This window comes from Janibacter sp. HTCC2649 (assembly GCF_000152705.1).
Lineage (GTDB): Bacteria > Actinomycetota > Actinomycetes > Actinomycetales > Dermatophilaceae > Knoellia.
The window spans coordinates 2,215,259-2,235,037 of the sequence record NZ_CH672413.1 but is presented as its reverse complement, the minus strand read 5'-3'; the positions used below and the strand labels follow the sequence as shown (position 1 = coordinate 2,235,037).

At 67.9% G+C, this 19,779-nt stretch carries 19 protein-coding genes and 1 pseudogene; 7 read left to right on the top strand and 13 right to left on the bottom strand.

All coding sequences use genetic code 11. The annotated features are described in order from the left end of the window. Nucleotides 1-13 precede the first annotated feature (13 nt). On the top strand, nucleotides 14-550 hold the full coding sequence (locus JNB_RS10695; protein WP_009776477.1) for a hypothetical protein: 537 nt from the start codon (nucleotides 14-16) through the stop codon (nucleotides 548-550). Nucleotides 551-623: 73 nt separating this feature from the next. Here JNB_RS10695 and JNB_RS10690 read toward each other — a convergent pair whose 3' ends face one another. The 4 genes from JNB_RS10690 to JNB_RS10675 form a co-directional block, all read right to left on the bottom strand. Continuing rightward, entirely contained in the window at nucleotides 624-974 is a 351-nt protein-coding gene (locus JNB_RS10690; RefSeq protein WP_009776476.1) for a CrcB family protein, read from the bottom strand. After that, a complete protein-coding gene (locus JNB_RS10685; RefSeq protein WP_009776475.1) occupies nucleotides 971-1,363 on the bottom strand; it encodes a CrcB family protein in 393 nt (130 codons plus the stop codon). Before JNB_RS10685 ends, JNB_RS10690 begins: the two co-directional genes overlap by 4 nt. A 3-nt stretch (nucleotides 1,364-1,366) precedes the next feature. Next, nucleotides 1,367-2,596 carry a pyridoxal phosphate-dependent aminotransferase gene (locus tag JNB_RS10680; protein ID WP_009776474.1) on the bottom strand — a complete coding sequence of 410 codons (1,230 nt, stop codon included), beginning with the start codon at nucleotides 2,594-2,596 and terminating at the stop codon, nucleotides 1,367-1,369. Nucleotides 2,597-2,689: 93 nt separating this feature from the next. Next, complete coding sequence (locus tag JNB_RS10675) at nucleotides 2,690-3,484, bottom strand: PIG-L deacetylase family protein (protein ID WP_009776473.1); 795 nt, start codon at nucleotides 3,482-3,484, stop codon at nucleotides 2,690-2,692. A gap of 150 nt (nucleotides 3,485-3,634) precedes the next feature. On the opposite strand from JNB_RS10675, the pseudogene JNB_RS22285 reads away from it, so the two are divergent. Further along, nucleotides 3,635-3,748, top strand: a pseudogene (locus JNB_RS22285) (NUDIX domain-containing protein); the annotation flags it as partial. Nucleotides 3,749-4,089: 341 nt separating this feature from the next. On the opposite strand, the gene JNB_RS10670 reads toward JNB_RS22285, so the two are convergent. The 5 genes from JNB_RS10670 to JNB_RS10650 all read right to left on the bottom strand — a co-directional run bounded on the left by JNB_RS10670 (nucleotide 4,090) and on the right by JNB_RS10650 (nucleotide 8,250). Further along, nucleotides 4,090-4,614, bottom strand: a complete 525-nt coding sequence (locus JNB_RS10670) for an SRPBCC family protein (protein ID WP_009776471.1) — start codon at nucleotides 4,612-4,614, stop codon at nucleotides 4,090-4,092. Further along, on the bottom strand, nucleotides 4,611-4,928 hold the full coding sequence (locus JNB_RS10665) for a helix-turn-helix transcriptional regulator (RefSeq protein WP_009776470.1): 318 nt from the start codon (nucleotides 4,926-4,928) through the stop codon (nucleotides 4,611-4,613). Before JNB_RS10665 ends, JNB_RS10670 begins: the two co-directional genes overlap by 4 nt. Before the next feature lie 127 nt (nucleotides 4,929-5,055). Further along, nucleotides 5,056-6,624, bottom strand: a complete 1,569-nt coding sequence (locus tag JNB_RS10660; RefSeq protein WP_009776469.1) for a glycoside hydrolase family 3 protein — start codon at nucleotides 6,622-6,624, stop codon at nucleotides 5,056-5,058. 57 nt (nucleotides 6,625-6,681) lie between these two features. Continuing rightward, the gene (locus JNB_RS10655; RefSeq protein WP_009776468.1) at nucleotides 6,682-7,329 is read right to left on the bottom strand and encodes a hypothetical protein; all 648 of its coding nucleotides are present in this window, start codon (nucleotides 7,327-7,329) and stop codon (nucleotides 6,682-6,684) included. Nucleotides 7,330-7,335: 6 nt separating this feature from the next. Further along, entirely contained in the window at nucleotides 7,336-8,250 is a 915-nt protein-coding gene (locus JNB_RS10650) for a universal stress protein (protein ID WP_158306137.1), read from the bottom strand. 105 nt (nucleotides 8,251-8,355) lie between these two features. Here JNB_RS10650 and JNB_RS10645 point away from each other — a divergent pair, with 105 nt between their 5' ends. Beyond that, on the top strand, nucleotides 8,356-10,008 hold the full coding sequence (locus tag JNB_RS10645) for an AMP-binding protein (RefSeq protein WP_009776466.1): 1,653 nt from the start codon (nucleotides 8,356-8,358) through the stop codon (nucleotides 10,006-10,008). A gap of 87 nt (nucleotides 10,009-10,095) precedes the next feature. Continuing rightward, on the top strand, nucleotides 10,096-12,225 hold the full coding sequence (locus JNB_RS10640; RefSeq protein ID WP_009776465.1) for a hypothetical protein: 2,130 nt from the start codon (nucleotides 10,096-10,098) through the stop codon (nucleotides 12,223-12,225). A gap of 120 nt (nucleotides 12,226-12,345) precedes the next feature. On the opposite strand, the gene JNB_RS10635 is transcribed toward JNB_RS10640, so the two are convergent. Further along, nucleotides 12,346-12,777, bottom strand: a complete 432-nt coding sequence (locus tag JNB_RS10635) for a hypothetical protein (protein ID WP_009776464.1) — start codon at nucleotides 12,775-12,777, stop codon at nucleotides 12,346-12,348. Nucleotides 12,778-12,929: 152 nt separating this feature from the next. On the opposite strand from JNB_RS10635, the gene JNB_RS10630 reads away from it, so the two are divergent. The 3 genes from JNB_RS10630 to JNB_RS21305 all read left to right on the top strand — a co-directional run bounded on the left by JNB_RS10630 (nucleotide 12,930) and on the right by JNB_RS21305 (nucleotide 16,997). Continuing rightward, entirely contained in the window at nucleotides 12,930-14,489 is a 1,560-nt protein-coding gene (locus tag JNB_RS10630; RefSeq protein WP_009776463.1) for a Re/Si-specific NAD(P)(+) transhydrogenase subunit alpha, read from the top strand. A 4-nt stretch (nucleotides 14,490-14,493) separates the two neighbouring features. Beyond that, on the top strand, nucleotides 14,494-15,876 hold the full coding sequence (gene pntB, locus JNB_RS10625; RefSeq protein ID WP_009776462.1) for a Re/Si-specific NAD(P)(+) transhydrogenase subunit beta: 1,383 nt from the start codon (nucleotides 14,494-14,496) through the stop codon (nucleotides 15,874-15,876). Nucleotides 15,877-16,430: 554 nt separating this feature from the next. Further along, nucleotides 16,431-16,997, top strand: coding sequence for a hypothetical protein (locus tag JNB_RS21305; protein WP_148232379.1), 567 nt, complete (start codon nucleotides 16,431-16,433; stop codon nucleotides 16,995-16,997). A 102-nt stretch (nucleotides 16,998-17,099) separates the two neighbouring features. Here the strand turns inward: JNB_RS21305 and JNB_RS10615 are convergent, their stop codons facing one another. The 3 genes from JNB_RS10615 to JNB_RS21670 are packed head-to-tail and all read right to left on the bottom strand — an operon-like array spanning nucleotide 17,100 to nucleotide 19,671. Further along, on the bottom strand, nucleotides 17,100-18,608 hold the full coding sequence (locus JNB_RS10615) for an amino acid permease (RefSeq protein ID WP_009776460.1): 1,509 nt from the start codon (nucleotides 18,606-18,608) through the stop codon (nucleotides 17,100-17,102). Then, nucleotides 18,605-19,498, bottom strand: a complete 894-nt coding sequence (locus JNB_RS20465; RefSeq protein ID WP_009776459.1) for a PH domain-containing protein — start codon at nucleotides 19,496-19,498, stop codon at nucleotides 18,605-18,607. The genes JNB_RS10615 and JNB_RS20465 overlap by 4 nt, the downstream gene beginning before the upstream one ends. Before the next feature lie 2 nt (nucleotides 19,499-19,500). Further along, nucleotides 19,501-19,671, bottom strand: a complete 171-nt coding sequence (locus JNB_RS21670; protein WP_192807991.1) for a hypothetical protein — start codon at nucleotides 19,669-19,671, stop codon at nucleotides 19,501-19,503. Nucleotides 19,672-19,779 lie beyond the last annotated feature (108 nt).

The following is a 19,779-nucleotide window of genomic DNA, read 5'->3' as shown; positions in this document are numbered from 1 at the left end:
CTACATTCGGGACGTGAACGCCGTGCCCCTCTTCCGGATGAGCTGGACCCGCAACGAGCGCCTGCTGGGCGTCGGGTTCGCCGTCGTCGGGCTCGCGATCGCGGCGGATCGGGTTCGACAGCCGAACCCGGGTGTCTTGGAGATGATCGGAATCCTCGTGAACCTCTTGGTGGTGCTCGAGGTCCTCAGCCGTGCGACCGCGGCAATCGAGGTCACCAGCGAAGCCGTCCACGCAGTCGGCGGTCACGCGGTCCGCACCATTCCGCTCGGGGGAGTCGCCGAGGTGAAACGTCGTGGCGACGGTGTCCGTCTCGCCCTCGTCGATGGAAAGGACATCGACCTTGACCCTCCGGTGTCGCGCTGGGGCAACTCGGACGCGTCCCACGCAGCAGCAGCCCTGGTCGACGCGATCGAGTCGGCGCGACGTTCGGCTCCGCAGTACTCCACCGTTGCAGGCATGCGACGCCAGCCTCGTGGGTTGTCCGTCGCGCTCATGACGCTCACGGTCGCCGTCGCGGCCTGGCTGGCGTTCAACCAATGGTTCAGCTGATCCACCATTCCTGCCGCATCAGCGGAAAGTGGTCGTGGCGTGGTCAGTGGTCGCTCGGCAGGAGGCCGGGTTGTCAGGAGGTCAGGGCCCAACCGAGCCAAGCGGCGCCGAGGCCGAGGACGAGGTGGAGCACCAGCGTCGCCGCCGCATGCGGCGTGCGTCGCTCGATGATCGCGTCCCACACCTCGAGCGCCAGCGTCGACATCGTCGTGAGCGCACCGCAGAAGCCCGTCCCGATCAGGGCCAGCGCGTTGCCTTCGACACCTCCACCGACGAGCAGCCCGAGGATGAGCGAGCCGACGACGTTGACCACGAGGGTTCCGGCGTGGGTCGTGGCGCCGCGATCACGCAGGCCCTGCGTCACGGCATACCGAAGGGGTGCCCCGACCGACGCACCCAGGGCGACGAGCAGCCACGTCGTCATGGGTGCCGCCAAAGTGTCTGCGCCACAACGGTTCCCATTCCAACGGCACCTACGCACGCCACGAGCGTGACCACGACGTATGCCGCGGCGAGACCGCCGTGCCCACTTTCGGTCAGTGCCACCGTGTCGACTGCGAACGCCGAGAAGGTGCTGAATCCGCCGAGGAAGCCCGACATGAGCAGCGGTCGGACCCAGTGGGCCGCGTGACGCCAGTACGCCCACCCGGCCAACACCCCGATCGCCAAGGACGCAATCACGTTGACGGAGAACGTCGCCCACGGCCAACCGGCAGCTGAGTGCGGAACGGCAGTGCCCACGGCATACCGGCTGATCGCACCGAGGGCACCACCCACGGCGACCAGCGCGAGGTCACGCGACCGAAGCGCCATCGATCAGCGGCGGATCGTCTCGAGGTACTCCGCGATGCGGCCGATCGCCTCCGTCAACACCTCGGTGTCGGGCAGGGTCACCAGCCGGAAGTGATCCGGCTCGAACCAGTTGAAGCCCGTCCCGTGAGTCACGAGGATCTTCTTGGCGCGCAACAGGTCGATGACGAACTGCTGGTCGTCCTCGATCGCGTACGCCTCCGGGTCGAGCCTGGGGAAGCAGTAGAGCGCTCCCTGCGGCTCCACGCACGAGACACCCGGGATCTCGTTGAGCAGCCGGTTCGCGAGCTTGATCTGCTCGAAGAAGCGACCGCCCGGGACGATGAGCTCGTTGATCGACTGGTAGCCACCGAGTGCGGTCTGGATCGCGTGCTGCGCAGGCACATTCGCGCACATGCGCATGTTGGCGAGCAGGGTCAGGCCCTCGAGGAAGTCCTCGGCCATGTGCTTCGGCCCCGACACCATGACCCAGCCGGCGCGGTAGCCACAGACGCGGTAGGCCTTCGACAGCCCGCTGAAGGTGAGGCAGAGGACGTCGTCGGCGGCATACGTCGCGACGTGGTGGTGGATCGGCGTGACGGCCTCGTCGGCGTAGAGGATCTTCTCGTAGATCTCGTCGGCCATGAGGACGAGGTTGTGGCGGCGCGCGATGTCGACGAGCCCCTTGACGATGTCCTCGCTGTAGACCGCACCCGTCGGGTTGTTGGGGTTGATGACGACGAGGGCGTGCGTGTTGGGCGTGATCTTGGATTCGATGTCGTCGAGGTCGGGGTTCCACCCGTTCTCCTCGTCGCAGCGGTAGTGCACGGGCGTCCCACCGGACAGGGACACGGCACCGGTCCACAGCGGGTAGTCGGGCGCCGGGATGAGGATCTCGTTGCCGTCATCGACGAACGCCTGCAGCACCATCGAGATCAGCTCGGAGACACCGTTGCCGATGTAGACGTCGTCGACGACCGTGTCGGTGAGGCCGCGCGCCTGGTAGTACTGCGCAACAGCGGTGCGAGCGCTGTAGATGCCGCGGGAGTCCGAGTAGCCCTGCGCGTCAGGCAGATTGTGGATCATGTCGGCCACGATGGCCTCGGGCGCCTCGAAGCCGAAGGGTGCCGTGTTGCCGATGTTGAGCTTGAGGATCTTGTGGCCCTCGGCCTCGAGCCGCTGGGCCTCGACGAGGATCGGTCCTCTCACGTCGTAGCGGACGTGCTGCAGTTTCTTGCTCTGGACGATCGGGCGCATGCACGCATGCTCGCAGACGGCGTATGCCGTTCGCTCACCTGTTTCGTCGGGGCGCGCCTCTCGCTGTGGTCGGGTTGGCGAGCGAGGCCCTCGTCAGGGAGTGCCGGTGAGACCGTCGAGGACGTCGGTGAGTGGGCCCGACGTACGGTCCCGAGGCGGCCAGGCGATGGTGTGCCACTCGCGGGTCACGACCCGCTGCCACCGGTCGACGTCGATGGGCGGGTCGAAGATGACGTGGTGCTGGCTGCGGTGTTGGAGCAGCCCGGCGACCGTCCGGTGGGCCACTGACGTGGTGTCGACAGTGATGTCGATGGTCTCGTCCGGCACCCCGCGCATGTGATACATCGCCGTGGGGTCGAAGACGGGCAGGCCGCGCAGGGCCCGCTGCGAGTTCCACCGCTCGAAGACCGTCTGGGGGATCACACCGTGGATGAGGCGCCGAAAGCCCGGGCCGCCGTCTGCCACCCCGCGGGCGAAGGCCGCATCCGTGGCGGCACCGACCGCGATGTGATCGGGATGCCCGAAGATCCCGTCCGGCCCGAAGGTGCACACGACGTCCGGGCGCTCCTGCTGGAAGATTCTCCAGATGTCATCAACAAGGTCCTCGGCCGGCACGTCGGCAACGCCGCCGTCGGGATGGCCGAGCCACTCGTGAAGGTCGGGTTCGCGACCGACGGCCCGCCAACCGGCCTCGTCCTCGGCCTGTCGGACGGAGCCCAGCGTCTCGGGTGTCGCGTCGAAGTCGGGACGGATGTCACCGGCCCCGCCGTCCGTCGCGTGGATGAGCACGAACCTGAAGTCGGGGTCGTCGGCGTGCAGCCCCACGGTGCCGGCGATCCCATAGGCGTCATCGTCGGGATGGGCGAACACGCCCGCGAACGTGACCATGCCCGATTCTCGCGCGCCCGGCTCCCTAGGGTGGGTGGAATGACGGCCCCGTACGCCCTCGTGCCCGCCGCCTATGTCTAGCGCGTGAGGCCGGGTTCGCACGGGGCCAGCGAGGAAGTGTTGCTCCAGCAGCGGGCGCAGACCGGCTACATGGACGGGCTCTGGGTGGCCGGAGCCGCGGGTCACGTTGATCCGGGTGAGACGGCCGTGAGCGCTGGGGTGCGTGAGGCGGCGGAGGAGATCGGCGTCATCATTCGGCCGCAGGACCTGACTCTCATGACCGTCTTGCAGCGCACTGACGGTACGGACGATCCTGTTGAGCAGCGGGTCGACTGGTTCTGGTTGACCGGGTCTGGTCTGGTGAGCCGAGGATCGTCGAGCCGCACAAGTGCACCGGGCTGGAATGGTTTCCGCTCGCTCGGCTGCCCGACCCGATGCCGGACTACGAACGTGCCGTGCTCGACGGCTTCGGCCGCGGCGACTTGTCTCTCGCGACGAGCGACGGATGTGGACCGGCGAGTTGAGGAGGTCGACCGCCGGCTGTCGCTTCACCTTGGGACTGACGAACTCTGTGACTCACTGATCGGCGAGTCGCGGCGCTGGTGTCAGCCGGTGGGAGCCTTCTCGTACTCCGAGGTCAGTTCGGTCCAGCGCTGGTTCCAGCCCGGGGCCGGCCGGTCCTCCGCCCAACCTTGGGGATGGATGGGACCGGCCTGCGCAAGCGAACGTCGAAGGTCCTCCAGGTGCGCATGCCATCCGGCCCCGTAGAAATGCAGCTTGTCCACGGGCAGTCCACGCTCCTCCACCACGAGACGGGTCTGTGACCCCTCTTGGGTGAGCCATGCCTCGAGTTGGCCTTCGCCCTCGGCCCCGGGTTCGGTCGTGAGCAGCACATGGTGCGGTGCGTCGCACACGTCGATCCTGGCTGGACCGGACCACGTGCTGGTGAAGACGGCCTGGACGGTCGCGCCCACCTTGAGGTCACCCGAGACGTCGGCGATCCAACGGGAGAGCCGCTCCGGCGTGGTGCACGCCTGCCACAGGTCTGCGATGTCGGTGTCGTAGAGATCCTCGACGCGGACCGCGCCATGGGTTTCGCCTAGCGCTCTCATCGTGCCGTTGACGGTCATTTCTGTGCCTTCTTTCCTCGTGCGATCTCGGTGTGAAGCGCGTCGAGACGGTTCTGCCACAGCGCTCGGTAGTCCTCCAGCCAGTCGTCCACCTCGACCAGGGCCTCCGGTCGCAAGGTGTAGATCCTGCGCTGGGACTCCTGGCGGACGTCGACCAATCCGGCCTCTCTCAGGACGCGGAGGTGTCGTGAAACCCCTGGTCGCGCGATCGGCAGGGCCTGGGCCAACTCGCCGGCCGTTGCCGGGTGTTCCCGCAGTATCTCCAGAACCGTGCGTCGACTCGGGTCGGCGAGGGCCTGCAACACTGCGTCCATAGATCAAATGTACCCATTCTGGTACGTAACCGCAAGGGTACAAAAGAAGGTTTGATCGTCGACGGTCCGGACCCCGCGCCATTCGTGACCACCACGTCAGAAACCGTGGGGCCCGCTCGGCGACCTGTCAGGTGTGGAAGCCGGGCCGGGGTGAGGGCGTCTCGGGGGCGAGGAGTTGAACCACCTGGTCGGCGGTGACTCTCGCGGCTCCGTGGGTGACGACGTGGGTCGTACCGGTGGGGGCCGTCCACCCGGGCCACCCGGTGTCGATGACGACGGCGTCGGGTCGCGCCGCGAGCAGTGTGGCCAGCGCGGGAGCCATCCAGGCGTGACGATGTGGGTCGCGGACACCGACCCACACGTTGTGACCGTCCGCGCCGGGCAGGGCATCGAGGAGCTCGCGCTCGTTGCTCACCACTGTGGTGCGGGCCCCGGGCCAGCGCCCGGCCACGGCTGTCGCGATGCCACTGAGAGTCTCGTCGCCGACGGCGATGTTGCTCGGCGCGGCGAGTTCGATGACGGTGGGTGCCTTGTCGGTCGCGGCTGTCGGTGCTGGACCGTGCACGACGATCGCCCGCCCTGCGGCCTCGACCCCGGACACGTTGTGGACACCAGTCGCGGACGCCCAAGTCGCAGCGGCGGTCTTGGCAGAAGCCGCTGCTGCTGCCTCGCGGAGTCGGGTCCGTTCGTCGGCGGCCCGGCCCACCTGCTGCGCAGCGTCCACGAGGCGCGACTCCTCGAGGCGGCCGTCGTGCACTGCCGCGACGAGTGCTTCAGCCACCTCGAGGACGGTCTGTTCGTCAGCGAGTCCGCCACCGATGCAGAGCAGGTCGACGCCAGCGCCGATGGCTCGGACGCACCCCTCGGCGAGGCTCATGGAGCCGGTGATGCCGCCCATCTCCATCCCGTCGGACAGGACCAACCCGGTGAACCCGAGCTGGGTACGCAGCAGGTCGACGAGGACCTTGCGCGAGAGCGTGGCCGGCTGGTCGTCGAGGCCCTGGACGACGATGTGGGCGCTCATGATCGACGCCGTCCCTGCCTCGATGGCAGCACGAAATGGTTGCAGGGCAACGTGTTCCAGCCCCTCGAGAGTGACGACGGGCAGAGCCAGGTGACTGTCGGTGGCTGTGTCGCCATGTCCCGGGAAGTGCTTGGCGCAGGCCAGGACGCCGGCCGACTGGAGTCCCGTGATCCAGGCTGCGGTGTGCCTGGCCACCAGCGCAGGGTCCGCCCCGAAGCTCCGGACACCGATGACTGGGTTGGCCGGGTTGTTGTTGACGTCGGCGTCAGGTGCGTAGTCGAGGTCGATGCCGACGCGGGCGAGGAGCGTGCCGATCTCGCGTGCCACTGCTTCGGTGAGCGCGACGTCGTCCACGACACCCAGAGCGAGGTTGCCCGGCCAGGATGATCCGGTCGCGTGCTCCAGCCGGGTGACGTCACCGGCCTCCTCATCGACAGCGATGAGCGCGCGCGGGTTGGCCGTGTGGATCTGCGCGTTGAGTGCCGCCACCTGCTCGAGCGTGTCGATGTTGCGAGCGAACAGGGCCACGCCGCCGAGGCCCGCCTCGAGCTCACGCAGCACCCAGTCCGGGGGAGTGAGCCCGACGAAGCCCGGCTGCATCACGGCAAGCGCGAGAGCCCGGAGGTCGGGGGAGCGGTGGGAAGAGCGGGCTGACTTCGAGGTGCCGTCCATTGCCTCGAAATTATCAGGCGGTGGTGTTCTCGTGGTGCCGATGAGCGTGGCTCGAACCTAGGGAGTATGCCGTCCGCCCGCCGTGTCGACTCCTCTCGCCCGGGTGACCACGGTCGTGACCACGGTGGTCACGGACGGCGTTCGAGGGGTTGACGAGAACCCGAAGCGACAGGGTGGGTCGATGTCCGACAGGGCGCCGAGCTCTTGCCCGTCGAACCGACCGGTGGACGCGGTGATCCGCCGCAGGTCCGTGGCTCCGTAGAACTCACGACGACCTTCCAGCGCCGTGCCGACGGTGCGCACGCCCGGCAGCACCACTCGCGCGACCGGGTCGACGACCCGGGCCCACGTCGGACTCGCGCCGAGCGCGGGCGGGACGGCGCGCAGGAGCCAGCCCAACGGCATACGCCCACCGACCGTGAGGTCGAGCGAGAGTGACGCGGATCGAACGGACCACCTCGCGTCAGTGTCGCTGCAGGACAGCGGTTCCACCCGGACCTCGTCGAAGGAGTAGGTCGCCGTGACGTAGGCGGCGACGTCATCACGTGGGGCCAGGAGCACGCGGTGCCCCGACGCCGTCTCGATCATGACGTCCGTGAACGGACCCAGTGGCGTGGCATGCCAGTGGCCGACGACGAGGCGCACGCCAGACGTCGAGCCGACACCAGCGATGCGTCCGTGGAAGCGGTCGCGCCGCGCGGTCACCTGTCGTCAGCTCGTCGGTGCAGCGCGGACGACCATGACGGGGCAGCTCGCGGTCTCGAGGACCTGCTGGCTCACGGAGCCCAGCAGCATGCCGGTGAAGCCCCCGCGTCCGCGGGTGCCCATGACGATGAGGCCCGCATCGACCGAGCGCTCCGTGAGGACCTTGGCTGCGGAGTTGCGCAGGACCTCGACGGTGCAGTCGACATCGGGGTGTGTCTCGCGAAGCGGGTCGACGACCTTGTCGGCGATGGCGCGGTACTTCGCCTCGGTGGCGTTCCAGGCGTCGGTGCCCGGCGTGGTCACGACCATGCCGTCGACGACCTCGACGTTCCAGGTCGTGAGGGCGACGAGCGGTGCATGGCGCAGCTCGGCGATCCAGAAGGCGCGCTCGGCCGCGGCCGCACTGTGGGCAGATCCGTCGATCGCGACGACGACCGGGCCGTCGGCGTTGGCACGTGAGCCCTGGGGGACGATCACGACGGGGCACTTCGCGTGCATTGCGGCGGCGAGCGAGGGCCGCCCGAGACCGAGGCGTTGCAGGGCGCTGACCCGGGCAGCGCCGACGACGACGAGCCGGGCGTTCTGGGAGGCGTCGATGAGCGCCTGCTCCGGTCGGACGAACGGCTGGCTCCCGGTGACCGGCACGTCGGGCCACCGCTCCCTCGAGCCGGCCAGGGTCTCGGCGAGCAGGCTGGCATTGCCGAGGTCCCCGTCGGGGCCGAGCGAGATCGCGTTGCCGGCGACGGGGTCGATCGCCGCCATCTCGGCACTCAGGTCATGCGCGTGGAGGATGTGCAGCGGGCTGCCCGAACGCTGGGCCGAGTTTCCTGCCCAGGTCAGCGTCTCGGCGTCCCGGTCGCTGTTCCCGATCCCCACCACGACCGCGCCGTCGGGGATGGCATCACCTTCGCGTTCGTCCATGTCCGCGACCATACCCATGGGCCGGGCCTGCGGGGTACGTTCGGATCCGGACACCCGTTCCCTCGGGTGATGCCCGGGCACCCGGCGAAAAGGATTCAGAGAACCATGACGACCGTCGATCCATCCCTCTCCCACGCCACGGGCCCGAACGAGCCGTCCCTGCTGGAGCAGACGATCGGGGCCAACCTCGACGCGACGATCGCGGTCCACGGTGACCGCGAGGCGCTGGTCGACCGCGCCCAGGGACTGCGGTGGACGTATGCCGCGTTCGGCGCCCACGTGGACCGGCTCGCGAAGGCGCTGGTCGCCGCGGGCCTCGAGAAGGGTGACCGCGTCGGGATCTGGGCGCCCAACTGTGCGGAGTGGACCGTCGTGCAGTTCGCCACGGCGAAGGCCGGCGTCATCCTCGTCAACATCAACCCGGCATACCGGTCGCACGAGCTCCGATATGTCCTCGGGCAGGCCGGGATCCGCGGTCTGTTCTCGGCGGAGTCGTTCAAGGCCTCGAACTACGTCTCGATGATCGACGAGGTGCGTGCGGACTGCCCGGACCTCGAGCACGTCTGGGTCATCGGGCAGCAGAGCTGGGCCGACCTCGTCGCACTTGCCGACGGGGTGAGCGACGAACGCCTGCAGCTCATCGGCGCGGAGCTCTCGCCGGACGATGCCATCAACATCCAATACACCTCTGGCACAACGGGCTTCCCCAAGGGCGCAACCCTGAGCCACCGCAACATCCTCAACAACGGCTACATGGTCGGCGAGATCTGCGGCTACACGGAGGTGGACCGCATCTGCATTCCGGTGCCCTTCTATCACTGCTTCGGCATGGTCATGGGCAACCTCGCAGCGACCACCCACGGCGCCTGCATGGTGATACCCGCGCCCGGGTTCGACCCCAACCTCACCCTCACCGCGACCGCCGAGGAGAAGTGCACCAGCCTCTACGGCGTGCCGACGATGTTCATCGCCGAGTGGGCGCTACCGAACCTGGGCGACTACGACCTCAGCACCGTGCGCACCGGGATCATGGCCGGCTCACCCTGTCCGGCCGAGCTGATGAAGAAGCTCATCGCGTCCGGGATCGACGAGATGACGATCGCCTACGGCATGACGGAGACCTCGCCGGTGTCGACTCAGACCCTCACCGACGACGACTTCGATCGCAAGGTCGGCACCGTCGGTCAGGTGGGCCCCCACCTTGAGGTCAAGATCGTCGACCCGGTGACCCTCGAGACCCTGCCGCACGGAGAGCCTGGTGAGTTCTGGACCAAGGGCTACTCGGTGATGCTCGGCTACTGGGGTCAGGACGACAAGACCGCCGAGGCCCTCGTCGACGGCTGGATGCGCACGGGCGACCTCGCGGTCATGGACGACGCGGGCTTCCTGCAGATCACCGGCCGCATCAAGGACATGGTGATCCGCGGTGGCGAGAACATCTATCCGCGTGAGATCGAGGAGTTCCTCTACACCCACCCTGACATCGTCGACGCCCAGGTCATCGGTGTGCCCGACGAGAAGTATGGCGAGGAGCTCGCGGCCTGGATCCGGATGCGCGACGGCGCGCAGCCGCTGACCGCCGAGACGGTTCGCGCGTTCGCCACCGGGAAGCTCGCGCACTACAAGGTGCCGCGCTATGTCCGCATCGTCGAGGACTTCCCGATGACCGTGACCGGCAAGGTCCGCAAGGTCGAGATGCGCGAGATCACGGTGGCCGAGTTGGGTCTCGGCGAGGGGTCCGAGACGGCCAGTAGTTGACGGCCCATCGGCGCAGGTCGGACGGTAGTTTGGGGGCAGTAGCGGGTGCTGTCGCACTCGACGTCAACCGTCAGGAGCACACGTCCCATGAAGTACCTCATCGGCGCCCTGGTCATCCTCGCCCTGCTCTTCCTGGTCTGGTGGTTCGTCTCCAGGGGCAAGCAGCGTCAGCTGGACGAGCAGCGAGCAGAGGCAGCGACCATCCGGGCCGCCGCAGACCAGCGCGGTGCGACGATCCGCGGGCAGGAAGCGTTCGCTCAGCAGGCCGATGAGCGAGCCTCGTTCGCGCGCCAGGAGGCCGAGCAGCGCGCCCGGCAGGCGGAGGAGAGCGCCCGTGAGGCCCAGCGCGTCGAGGACGAGGCGCGTCGTCACCAGGAAGACCTCGAGCGCGCCCGCCTGGCCCACGACGCCGAACTGCGTCGCGCCGACGAGATCGACCCCGACGTCGAGGTCGCTGCCGACGACCCGCGTCCGCTTCCCGAGGACCTCGACGATGACATCCGTCCGCTCGACGAGACCCGCGTCCACGCCCCCGTCCCGGCGGCGCAGTCCGACGCTTCTGCCGTCCCGGCGGAGAACGTCACCTACCAGCCTGCTCCCCCCGTCGAGTCGGCACCCGCGCCCGTCGCAGAACCGGTCGTCGAGGCAGAGCCCGAGCCGGTCGTCGAGGCCGAGCCCGAGCGTGACCGTGGCAGTTGGGGTACCGGGGCAGCTGCCGCCGGTGCCGGTGCGGCCGCCATCGGAAGCGCGTATGCCGCCACCCGCGGCAACGTGACCGACGACGAGGCCGCGCGCCTCGCGTCGGGAGCCGACTACGCCGACAACGAGCCCCTCGTCCAGGAGCCGGCCGCTGAGTCGGCCACCTCGTGGGATGCCCCGGCCGCCGAGCCCGAGTTCGTGGAGCCCCAGTCGGTTCAGTCTGGTGCGGTCGAGCCTGGTTCCGTGGAGTCTGCTCCGGTGGAGTCCGAGCCGGTCATGTCCGAGCCCGTCACCCAGGACTGGGACGCCGCAGAGCCCGCCGAGTCCACCGAGTCCACTGAGTCCACTGAGGCGGCAGGGGACACGGCGATCATCAGCGACGTCGAGGACTACGCCTCCACCGAGCCGTTGCCTGCCGAGTCGGCTGCACCCGCGCTCGATGAGACTCGCTCCCCCGAGGACGCTGCTGTCGCGGAGCCGACGACGCAGGAGTGGTACACCGCAGAGCCCAGCGACGTCGACGAACCCGTTGCTGCCGACGAGCCCGCTGTGGTGGACGAGGACCGCGCTGAGACCGCTGACGTCGAGACCTCTGACGTGGAGACCGCTGACGTCGAGACCTCGGACGCACAGTCGGCGGACGTCGAGTCCTCCGAGTCGGCAGGGGACACGGCGATCATCGGTGACATCGAGGACTACGCCTCGACCGAGCCGCTGCCCGCCGAGTCGGCCGCGCCGGCCGACGAGTCCGTGACAGATGAGTTCGTGACCGATGAGTCCGACTCCGGTGAGGTGATCGCGGACGAGCACACCTCGGCCGCGACCTACGACGGATCGCGCGACGACCTCGGTGACGAGGACGTGACAGCAGAGAAGCCTTCGACTGGCGAGGTGGCCACTGGCGAGGTCGCGGCCGAGGAGCCGACGACGGAGGAGACCTGGGACGACGAGGACACCTCCGTGGCGACCGAGGACGCGGCCACCGCGGACACTGATCCGATCGTGGACACCGAGTCGACCACCGACACCGAGTCGACCACCGACACCGAGGCCAGTACCGATGGCGGCGACGCCACCCACTGGCCGGATGGCACGGATCGCATCAACCCCGTCGACGACGAGTCCGCGAGTGACGATTCGGCCGATGTCGAGGACACGGGTTCAGACGCGCCGGTCTCCGACGAAGCCGACACCCACAACGACGCCGGCACCACGTCCGACGTCCCCGATGCGGGTTCGCAGGACGAGCTCACGGACGGTGAAGGCTCCGGCGAGGGCGGCGGGTGGAGCCGACGCATCTCCGGCGTCGACGAGATCCGCGACGGTGGCTTCGGCGTCGGTTCGGCCGCACCGTTCGAGGACCGCGCGCAGCCGGCCGACCACCCGGTGCAGGCGTACAACGACACGCGCACCTTCCGTCTCCCCGGCGCCGCGGGCTACGACTCGGCCGAGCCGGACGTGTGGTTCTACAACGAGGAAGCCGCCCGCCGCGCCGGCTTCAACCCCTCGGAGGGCTGACCACTCCGCCTTCTGCATCGAGACGGGGCGACACGCGGTGACCTGAACCAGGCCACAGCGTGTCGCCCCATCTCGTGGGACCAGAGTTGAACCGCGGCTCCCGAGGGCGGCTTCAGCCAGTCACCAGTGACCGCCGCGCTCGCGATCGCCCTCGTCCAGCGGCGGGCGTGGACCCGTGTTGTCGACCTCGACGTGGTGCTCGTAGGCCTGTTCCGGCACGACAGCGGACTCGTCGTCGCCCCAGGAACGGGACTCACCGGCATACCCATCGGTCGCCTGTTGCGGCGGAACGCCGCTGCCATCGCGCCAACCGGCGCCGCCGAGCCGACTGAGCGGGACGGTCTGGTCGAGCACGGCGTCATCGGCAGCGGAGCCTCCGAAGGTGAGGCCACTCGCCCCGGACTGCCCGGTGACGGTAACTTCTGGTGCGCCGTAGTCGTGGGGTGACACGGACGTGTCGGCACCACCGCGCTGCCGCAGGACCCAGATGAGGGCCGCCACGACGATCACGAGGGCGAGCGCGCCGATGAGCCACAGCTTCGTGTCATCCATGGCACGACCGTAGCCAAAGCAGTGGCTGCAGCGGTGGGTTGAGGACCGAGGAACGGGACGGCACCGTCGTGGCAGTCACATGGGGAGCGGTGGATGGGGTCGTCCTAGTAGGTTCACGGGCGTATGTCTGTCCCCGGACGAGGAGGTCTCCTGTGCGCATCGGTGTGCCGTTGGAGTCGTTGGCTGGCGAGACCCGCGTGGCCGCGACTCCCAAGACTGTCGAGCAGCTCATCGGACTCGGGTATGCCGTGTTCGTCCAGCATGGTGCCGGTCACCGCGCGACGTTCGAGGACGATGCGTATGCCGCGGCGGGCGCCGACGTCGTGGGTGACGAGGTGTGGAACACCGACATCATCCTCAAGATCAACGCGCCGTCGACCGAGGAGCTGGCGCGGCTGCGCAGCGGCCAGACGTTCGTGAGTCTCCTGTCGCCGGCCCTCAAGCCCGAGCTCGTGGCGGGGCTGGCCGAGCGTGGCGTGACGGCGCTCGCGATGGACGCGGTGCCGCGCATCTCGCGTGCCCAGTCGCTCGACGTCCTGTCGTCCATGGCCAACATCGGCGGCTATCGCGCGGTGATCGAGGCGGCGCACGAGTTCGGTTCGTTCTTCACCGGCCAGGTCACGGCGGCGGGCAAGGTGCCGCCGGCCAAGGTGCTCGTCATCGGTGCTGGCGTCGCGGGTCTGTCCGCGATCGGCACCGCGGGGTCACTCGGCGCCGTCGTGCGCGCCTTCGATGCCCGCAGCGAAGTGGCCGAGCAGGTCGAGTCGATGGGCGCGGAGTTCCTGCGCATAGAACTTCCGGACGGCCCCGACGTGCCCAGTAGTGACGGCTATGCCAAGGAGACGGGCGAGGACTTCAACCGCAAGGCCGCCGAGCTGTATGCCGCGCAGGCCGCGGACGTCGACATCGTCATCACCACCGCTCTCATCCCGGGTCGCCCGGCGCCGCGCCTGCTCGACGAGGCGATGGTCGCCTCGATGAAGCCGGGCTCGGTCATCGTCGACATGGCAGCAGCCAATGGTGGCAACGTCGCTGGCTCGGTCGCTGACCAGAAGGTCGTCACCGAGGGTGGCGTGACGATCCTGGGCTACACCGACCTGCCTGGTCGCCTCCCGACCCAGGCGTCGCAGCTGTTCGGCACCAACCTCGTCAACCTCCTCAAGCTCGTCACCCCTGAGAAGGACGGCAACTTCACGCTCGACCTCGAGGACCAGGTCCAGCGGGGGATGACCGTCGTCCACGAGGGCGAGGTGCTGTGGCCCCCGCCCGCGGTGCAGGTCTCTGCCGCCCCTGCGACTGGTGGTCAGGAGGCGGCCGCGTCCGCAGCGGCTGCGCTGGCTGCGGCCAAGGAACCCAAGAAGCCGCGCGACCCGCGGATGAAGTATCTCTGGATGGCCATCGGGGCACTGGTGTTCGCGCTCGTCGCGTCGGCGTCGCCCGCGGTCTTCCTCGGACACTTCACCGTCTTTGCGCTCGCGGTGATCGTCGGCTTCTACGTCATCTCCAACGTGTCGCACGCCCTCCACACGCCGCTCATGGCCGAGACCAACGCCATCAGCGGAATCATCGTCGTCGGTGGGTTGCTGCAGATCGACTCGGACGACATGGTCGTCAAGACGCTCGCGTTCCTCGCGATCCTCGTCGCCAGCATCAACATCTTCGGAGGCTTCGCTGTGACCGGCCGCATGCTCGAGATGTTCCGGAAGGACTGAACCGGTGGCTACCAGCAACGTCGTCTCTGCGGCATACATCGTCTCTGCCGTCTTCTTCGTCCTGTCCCTCGCGGGGCTGTCCAAGCACGAGTCCGCGAAGGAGGGCAACGCGTTCGGCGTGACCGGCATGGTCATTGCCCTGGGCGCGACCATCTGGCTCACCCTGTCGCGGTCGCCGCACGCCCTGTCGACCCTGCTGCTCATCGCGCTGGCCATGGCCATCGGTGCCGCCATCGGCCTGTGGCGGGCGCGCAAGGTCGAGATGACCCAGATGCCCGAGCTCGTCGCGATGCTGCACTCGTTCGTCGGCTTGGCGGCGGTGCTCGTCGGCATCAACTCGCACCTCGTCGTGGGCGACACCTCCGACACGATCCACTCGGTCGAGGTGTTCCTCGGTGTCTTCATCGGTGCGGTGACGCTGACCGGCTCGATCGTCGCGTTCCTCAAGCTGTCGGCGCGGATCAAGTCGACGCCGCTCATGCTGCCCGCGCGCCACTGGCTCAACCTGGCCGCGCTCGTCGTGTCGGCGCTGCTGCTCGGCTGGTTCATCCAGTCGCACTCGATCGTGCCGCTGCTCCTCATGACCGCCATCGCGCTGGCATTCGGCTGGCACCTCGTCGCATCGATCGGTGGCGGCGACATGCCCGTCGTCGTGTCGATGCTCAACTCGTACTCCGGGTGGGCCGCGGCGGCTGCGGGCTTCATGCTCGGCAACGACCTGCTCATCGTCACTGGTGCGCTCGTGGGTGCCTCGGGTGCGATCCTCAGCTACATCATGTGCAAGGCCATGAACCGGTCGTTCGTGTCGGTCATCGCCGGCGGCTTCGGCCAGACGGTCGTGGTCGGTGAGGACAAGGACTACGGCGAGCACCGGGAGGTCACTGCTGAAGGCGTCGCCGAGCTGTTGCGTGATGCGTCCTCCGTCATCATCACGCCGGGCTACGGCATGGCTGTGGCTCAGGCGCAGTACCCCGTCGCCGAGCTGACGAAGCGGCTGCGGGACAGGGGTGTTGACGTGCGATTCGGGATCCACCCCGTTGCCGGCCGGTTGCCCGGGCACATGAACGTGCTCCTCGCCGAGGCCAAGGTGCCCTACGACATCGTGCTCGAGATGGACGAGGTCAACGACGACTTCCCGTCGACCGACGTGGTGCTGGTCATCGGTGCCAACGACACGGTCAACCCTGCCGCTGCCGAGGACCCCACGTCGCCGATCGCGGGTATGCCGGTGCTCCAGGTGTGGAACGCCAAGGACGTCATCGTGTTCAAGCGGTCGATGGCCACGGGGTATGCCGGTGTGCAGAACCCGCTGTTCTTCCGCGAGAACTCGCAGATGCTGTTCGGCGACGCCAAGGACCGCGTCACCGACATCCTCACCGCCCTCTGAGGGGTCAGCCAAGGGCTCCTGCGCGATCGAGGTAGTACGAAACGCCGAGACCAGCCGCGTGGTCTCGGCGTTTCGTACTACCTCGACGTGGGCTGGGGACAACTCCGCAGCCCTGAGGTGTCATTCGACCATCATCTTTGTCGATGAAGCCTTTGCCGGACGCGCTCTCGAGCGGGCCTTTCTCGACTCGAGAGGCTCGTTCGCTCGGCGTGCGTCCCACGGACCTGCGTGACCCTGGCCTCGTGGTGGTGACGCACGGTTCGCGCGCTGTCGAGGAGCCCAGCACGTTGGCGGAGCGGGCCAGTGCGTTCCTCGTCGCGATGCATGGCGCAGTGGCGCTCTCACATGTCTCCGCCGCTCAACTGTGGGAGATCCCGTTGCCCAGACGAGTGGAGGCTCAGGAGGACCTTGACGTGATGTGTGGACCCAGAGCCGGTCCGGTGAAGCGGGTCGGGTGCATTGGTCACCGAGGTCTGACTCGTCGCACGGTCGTGAGGCACGGCGAAGTTGCAGTCACCGGTCTCGCCGACACCTGGGTGGACCTCGGTGAAGTCATGAAGCGAGGGCTGGACCTTGACGACCTCGTGGTGGCGGGCGATGTCGTGGCACGCAGGCTCGAAAAGATGTTGGGTGACGACGCCGCAAGAGGTGAGGGCGTCGCCTCGATGCGCGCGGTCCTGAATTCCCGGGTTCGGCCTCGCGGCAAGAAGGTCCTGACCGAGGCGCTGTCGCTGGTCTCACCCAGGTCCAAGTCGCCCATGGAGACCCGAGCCAGGCTCATGTTCCATCGGGCCGGCCTGCCAGCGCCCGAGCTCAACATCCATGTGGAGTTCGACGAGAGCGGCGGTGATGGGGCTGTCGAGGGCGGAGCGGGCTGGATGCTCGAGGGTGACTTCGTGTGGCGAGATCAGCGCGTCATCGGCGAGTACCAAGGGGAGCATCACAAGGAAATTCGTCAACGTGCCGTGGATGTGGCCAGGCGACACCTCGCAGAGGACGAGGGCTGGACCTTTGTGGAGATCTTCGCTGGCGATGTCTACACGCGGCCCAAGCGGCTCGCCATGCTGCGTCGCCTGGCCCGTGAGTTGGGAGTCCCTGCGTCGGATCTTCATCTCGCCTGAAGCGGAGTCGAGGTAGTACGAAACGCCGATCCCACGGCGGTGGGATCGGCGTTTCGTACTACCTCGACTCGTGGCGCGGGGCGCGCACGGTTTGGCCTCGGGTCAGGTGGAGGTCATGCTCGGGATGTCGCCCTCGCGCGCGTTGCCGGAGAGTCGCGAGCGGTGGTAGCCGTAGCTGAAGTAGATGACGAAGCCGAGGGCCATCCAGATGAGGAAGCGGATCCAGGTCTCCAGCGAGAGGTTCATCATCAGGTAGACCGAGGCCAGCGCCGCGAAGATCGGCAGGTACGGCGACCACGGCACGGTGAAGGCCCGCTTGAGGTCGGGTCGCTTCTTGCGCAGGATCGGCACCGCGAGCGACACGAGCGCGAACGCCGACAGGGTGCCGATGTTGACCATCTCCTCGAGGTTGATGTGGTTGCCGAGCCAGGACCCGATGATGGCGACAATGAGGCCCACGATGATCGTGATCCGCACCGGCGTGCCGGTCTTGGGGTTGGTGCGCGCCAGTGACGGCGGCAGCAGGCGGTCACGGGCCATCGCGAAGACCACGCGGGTCGCTCCGATGATGAGCGTCATCACGACGGTGGTCAGACCAGCGACGGCGCCCGCCGAGATGATCGTGCTGTAGCCGGGTTTCCCGACGTCGGCGAAGGCACTGGCCAGCGCGGCTGACGGGTCGATCTTGTCGTACTTGACCATCCCCGTGATGACGAACGCGACCGCCACGTAGAGCACCGTGCAGATGACGAGCGAGGCGATGATGCCGATGGGCAGGTCGCGCTGCGGGTTCTTGGCCTCTTCGGCGGTGGTCGCGACGACGTCGAACCCGATGTAGGCGAAGAAGACGATCGAGGCCCCGGCAAAGATGCCGCCGACGCCATAGGTGCTCGGGGTGAAGCCGAAGGCCCACTGGATGAGTGGTTGGTGGATGCCCTTGGCCGCCTCCGTCGCCTCGGCCGGCGGGATGAAGGGGCTGTAGTTCGACGCCTTGATGTAGGCCAGCCCGGCGAAGATGACGAACAGCACCACGAAGAGCTTGATGGCGACGAGCACGAGGTTGACGCGCATCGACTCCTTGATGCCCCAGGCGACGAGTCCGGTGAGGGCCACGATGAGCACGAACGCCAGGATGTTGAACTGGCCGCCGGGGTTCTCGAGGGTCTTGGGCGCCAACGCGTCGGGGAGGTGGATGCCCGCGTCGGTGAGCAGCAGGTTCGCGTACTGCGACCATCCCTGCGAGACGACGCCGGCGCCGAGCGCGAGCTCGAGCAGGAGGTCCCAGCCGATGATCCACGCGACGATCTCGCCGAGCGAGGCGTAGGAGAACGTGTAGGCCGACCCGGACACGGGCACGGTCGAGGCGAACTCGGCGTAGCAGAGCGCCGCGAGTGCGCACACGACGGCGGCGACGACGAACGAGATGACGATCGACGGACCCGCATACGCCTGAGCGGCCTTGCCGGTGAAGGTGAAGATGCCGGCGCCGATGATGACACCGATGCCGAAGACGGTGAGGTCGATCCACCCCAACGACTTCTTGAGCTGGAACTCCGGCTCGTCCGTCTCTCGGATCGACTGCTCGATCGACTTCGTTCTCATCACGTTCATCGGGGGTCCCTTCGTCGTCGTTGACCGGGTCGTCCTGCTGGCCTTGACCTTATGACCGGAATCTCTCCGGTGTCTTCCAGGCGCGTCGACCGCACGAGGTCCGAGCTGCGATAGAGCGTCTCGGGCGTGTCGTTGAACTCACTGATCGGGCTGCGTATGCCGTCCGCCCCCGACCCGCTTCCATCTCGCCGGAGGTAGTCGCGCCATCCGTGGGGGTCGTCCCAGCCTTCCTGCCACCCGTCGTCGTAGGCGTCGCCGGGGCCGCTGGTGGGCCCGCCGCGACCGCCGCGACCGCCGCATCCGCCTCGTCCACCGGAGCCGCCGTCGTCGGGGCCGTCGAGGTCGTCGTCATCGTCGGCCCACCCGTCTTCGGGGTCGTGGGCTGCGTCGGAGCCGAAGAGGACGGTGCAGATCGCCTTGTAGTGGCGTTCGGCATTGGGGACGTACTCGACCTTGGACAGGGCCTGGTCCTGACCGGCCGACTCCATGAGGAAGCTGCCGTAGCCGATGATCCGGCCCATGATCGAGCGGTCGAAGGTCATGTCGGTGACCTTCATGAGGGGCATCATCGCGACCTTGCGGCGGATGAAGCCGTAGAAGAGCAGGAACCGCTTGTCGGTCGCGATGAACCAGTCGTGGCGCCAGTTCAGGTAGCGCCACAGGAGGTACGCACCGCCGGCCAGCGCGGCATACCAGAAGAAGTTTGCGAGCATCGCGCCGGAGCGTGTCTGGGGCGACTCGGCCTCGACGTAGGTCGCGAGGAAGAGGAGTCCGACGAACGCGGCGATGGGGCGCAGCTGCGAGAACCAGTGCATCCGGACGACCGTGACGACGCGCTCGCCCGGGACCAGGTAGCGCTCGAGTTCGCGGTCGAGGCGCCCGGCCGCCAAGGTCAGCTCCGGGCGATCAAGGAGTCGAAGAACTCGCCGATGTTCTTGATCGCGTTGCTGATGACATCCCACGCGCTGCCGACGATGTCCGCGGCGTCATTGGGGGAGGTGAAGATGGCATAGAGCAGGAAAATGACCACAAGCCACATGACGATCTTCTTGACCGGGGGCATGGACACGACTGCTCTCTCTCGTTTCAGATCCTGTGCGGGCGCGCACGAGGACTACACACTGCAGCACTCATGATGGCGGATGTGACTGGTGTGACTCGTGAGGTTGGC